At 66.7% G+C, this 3,479-nt stretch carries 3 protein-coding genes and 1 pseudogene; 1 reads left to right on the top strand and 3 read right to left on the bottom strand.

Annotation, left to right across the window (positions count from 1 at the left end; translation table 11 throughout):
- A pseudogene (locus HR086_RS45620) lies at positions 1-190 on the bottom strand (hypothetical protein); the annotation flags it as partial.
- 233 nt (positions 191-423) lie between these two features.
- Positions 424-1,137 carry a Mut7-C RNAse domain-containing protein gene (locus tag HR086_RS45615; protein WP_174468792.1) on the bottom strand — a complete coding sequence of 238 codons (714 nt, stop codon included), beginning with the start codon at positions 1,135-1,137 and terminating at the stop codon, positions 424-426.
- A 215-nt stretch (positions 1,138-1,352) separates the two neighbouring features.
- Here HR086_RS45615 and HR086_RS45610 point away from each other — a divergent pair, with 215 nt between their 5' ends.
- Positions 1,353-3,005, top strand: coding sequence for an endonuclease/exonuclease/phosphatase family protein (locus HR086_RS45610; protein ID WP_174468791.1), 1,653 nt, complete (start codon positions 1,353-1,355; stop codon positions 3,003-3,005).
- Positions 3,006-3,054: 49 nt separating this feature from the next.
- Here HR086_RS45610 and HR086_RS45605 read toward each other — a convergent pair whose 3' ends face one another.
- Positions 3,055-3,411: a hypothetical protein gene (locus HR086_RS45605; protein ID WP_371745747.1), complete on the bottom strand. Its 357-nt coding sequence runs from the start codon at positions 3,409-3,411 to the stop codon at positions 3,055-3,057.
- Positions 3,412-3,479 lie beyond the last annotated feature (68 nt).

Below are 3,479 nucleotides of genomic sequence, written 5' to 3'. Positions count from 1 at the left end.
CCGCCAGCCCCGCCTCCGCCGCGAAGAACGCCTCCTTCTGCCGGCGCGCATCCGCCTGGGTGTCCGCCTCGCGGCCCACCACCCGGTAGCTCAGCATCACCGCCATCGTCACCACCACGACGACGCCAAGCGCGACAAGCAGGGTGAAGCCTCCGCTCGCTCGGCTTCGGGGTAGGTTTCGGTGCGCCATCTCACGGACTCCTGTGCGCGCCGCTTGGGGGAAAGCGACGGAAGTGTCGCCAACTCAGCAACTCACGTGCCCGTGGCGGGAAGCCCGCAACCCACTGAAATCCTTGTGGTAAGGGTTTTTCACCAGGAGTTTTGGGTCAATAAAGACCTCGCAAAAAGTGCAAGGGCACATGTTTTTGCGAGGTGCGGGCTTCACTGCGGGAGTTCCCAGGCGTGTGGTGGCCTGGGCGTGGATCAGCGCTCGGATTCCAGTGCGCGCAGACGGTCCACCAGGGCCTGCATGCGCTCCTGGTGCGAGCCGGCCCAGAAAACCCGGCGGCAGTCGGGACATTGCTGGAAGTGCGAGTGACGTTCCGCGACACCTTCGGGCACACGGCCCGTCACCTCGTGAGGTTCGGCGGGACTCAGGTTTGCGTTGCAGGCGATGCACCGGGAGAACGGTTTCATCCGGGCTCCGAGCCCATAGCGACGCACCACCTCCACCAACTGCTCCACGGGGTCCGCCGCGCGAGGGAAGTAGCCGAGCACGACCTCACCTCGCTTGAGCACGCCGATGTCGCGGGTCAGCACGACGCGGTGCTCGGTGCTCGAAATCCGCGCGAGCTCGTCGTCCGCGAAGTCGTTGCGCCACAGGGTGTCGAAGCCGAGCATCCGAAGGAAGCCGGACAGCCGGCCCAGGCCCACGTCGAGGACGAAGCGGGGCATTCCTTCCACGGGCTGGAGGGCCGGCCACACCTCCACGAACGAGCCCGGCGCCACCCGGTGCGCGAAGCCCACGGGCTCTGCGTTGACGCGCACCCCGTCCACTTCGGGATGAGGCGGTCCGAGTGACTCGATGAGGTCCTTGACCGAGGGCGAGCCCAAGGGCGTCACCTGAAGCGTCTCCTGCGCGCGCTTCTCCGGCGAGAGGAAGTCCTTCAGTCGGCCATGGAGTCGAACAGTCACCACCGGGTGCTCTTGATTCCGCCGCGACGGTCCCGACGTCTCGGCCGAGAGGATTGGGAGAGGTTCGTCACCTGATTTTCACCGCTGTAAATGTACGATTTGGCGGTAAGTCGCAGGACTGACGCGCGGGTCGTCTCCTATACTCCCGCGCCCGTCCGCATGCCGGTGCTGGCGGTCGACACCTCTTGAATCGTCATCATGGAAGCAGGCCCGAGCGCATGAAGAAGACTTTTTCCTACCTCGCGTGTGCGGCGGTTTCGCTCACGATTCTCGCTCTGGCCTGTGGTGACTCGGATCCACCGAAGACGCCGCTGCCCCTGGAGGATGGCGGGGTGCTGTGGGTTCAGTGTGATCCGCAGCGAGGGGCGAGTGCCTGTGGCGAGGGCGAGGAGTGCCGCTACGTCCCGTTCTATGACCGAGCCATCTGCGTGCGCCCGTGTGGACCGCAGGCCGTGTGTGGTCAGGAGGAGGCGGCGTGCTGCCCCACGGGCGAGGAGCGCGACGGCGGCGAGACGACCTTCTGTCTGCCCAGCGAGGTCTGCGAAGCGACCCCGGATGCGGGGGATGACGCGGGCGTGGGGGATGGCGGAGACGGTGGAGAGGAGACAGACGGCGGCTCGTCGGCCGACGACGGTGGTGGGTCCACGCTGGATGGTGGCGACGTCGAGGTCGACGCGGGTCCTGGCACGGTGGTCGACGCGGGCACTGAGATTGACGCAGGTCCCGGCACGGTGGTCGACGCGGGCACTGAGATTGACGCGGGTCCCGGCACGGTGGTCGACGCGGGCACCGAGATTGACGCGGGCACGGTGGTCGACGCGGGCACTGAGATTGACGCTGGTACTGAGATTGACGCAGGTCCGGGTCCTGGGACCGACGCGGGTCCTGAGATCGACGCCGGCACTGAGATCGACGCCGGCACTGAGATCGACGCGGGCACCGAGATTGACGCCGGCACTGAGATCGATGCGGGCACCGATATCGACGCCGGTCCGGGTCCTGGCACCGACGCTGGCACGAGCACCGACGCTGGCACGAGCACCGACGCGGGCACGAGCACCGACGCTGGCACGGGGACGGGGAGCTACACGAACATCCGCATCATGGCGGCGAACATCTCCAGCGGGAACGGGCAGGACTACGACCCGGGCCACGGCATCCGCCTGATGCAGGGCGTGGACCCCGACGTGGTGCTCATCCAGGAGTTCAACTACCAGACCGACTCCGTGGCGGACATCAGCTCGCTGGTGAACGCGGTGGGCAGCGGCTTCCATTACTACCGGGAGGAAGGCGCGCAGATCCCCAACGGCATCATCAGCCGCTGGCCCATCATCCAGTCGGGTGAGTGGAACGACACGCAGGTCTCCAACCGTGACTTCGCGTGGGCGCGCATCGACATCCCCGGTCCCAAGGACCTCTGGGCGGTGAGCGTGCACCTGCTCACCTCGGGCTCGGGCGCTCGCAACAACGAGGCGAACCTCATCGTCAACTACATCCGGGCGCAAATCCCGGAGAGCGACTATCTGGTCATCGGTGGCGACCTCAACACCGACAGCCGCTCGGAGTCCTGCTTCTCCACGTTCGATGACGTGGTCGTCACCACCGCGCCGTATCCGGCCGACAAGAACGGCAACGTCAACACCAACTTCAGCCGGGGCAAGCCGTATGACCACGTCCTGGTGGACGCGGACCTGAACCAGTACCGCCAGTCCACCGTCATCGGCTCCAGCACCTTCCCGGGTGGACTGGTGCTCGACAGCCGCGTCTACACGCCGCTGTCGGAAATCGCGCCGGTGCAGGCCGGAGACAGCGCCGCCACCGGCATGCAGCACATGGGCATCATCAAGGACTTCCGCGTCCCCGCCTTCTGAGTCGGTGACGTTCGCGCGCGGCGGCCCAGGCTCGGGTCGCCGCGTGCGCTCAGAAGCTCCACTTGTGCTTGTTGCGCTCGATGAAGCGCGCCACTGGTGGGATGCGCGCGATGAGCGGCGTGAGCACGAACACCGCCGCCAGTCGCAAGGGCTTCACCACCTGCGAGGCCGCGTAGGCCGCTGCCCACGAGCCAGCCTGCTCGCCAGCGCTCGACGGCTGGAAGCCCAGCTTGATGGCGAAGTAGAAGCCCACCAGTACCAGGCCGAAGATGGCGTAGTTCGTCACCAGCGCCAGCGGGCCGTACTCCAGCATCAGCGTCTTGAAGCGCCCCATCAGCGTCGGCTTCTCGGGCTTCGCCGTCTGGGTCGGGGCGGGTGGGGGCGTGTCGGAGACTGAAGGATTCACGTCGGGCTCAACAGGCGACATATCTCCACCATGCCCCAAAGAAGCGCTGGCAGGGAGACAGAGCGGGC

The organism is Myxococcus sp. CA039A, assembly GCF_013336645.1.
GTDB lineage: Bacteria > Myxococcota > Myxococcia > Myxococcales > Myxococcaceae > Myxococcus > Myxococcus llanfairpwllgwyngyllgogerychwyrndrobwllllantysiliogogogochensis.
Note: the sequence above shows the minus strand (reverse complement) of the source record. Positions and strands in the feature narration are given on the sequence as shown.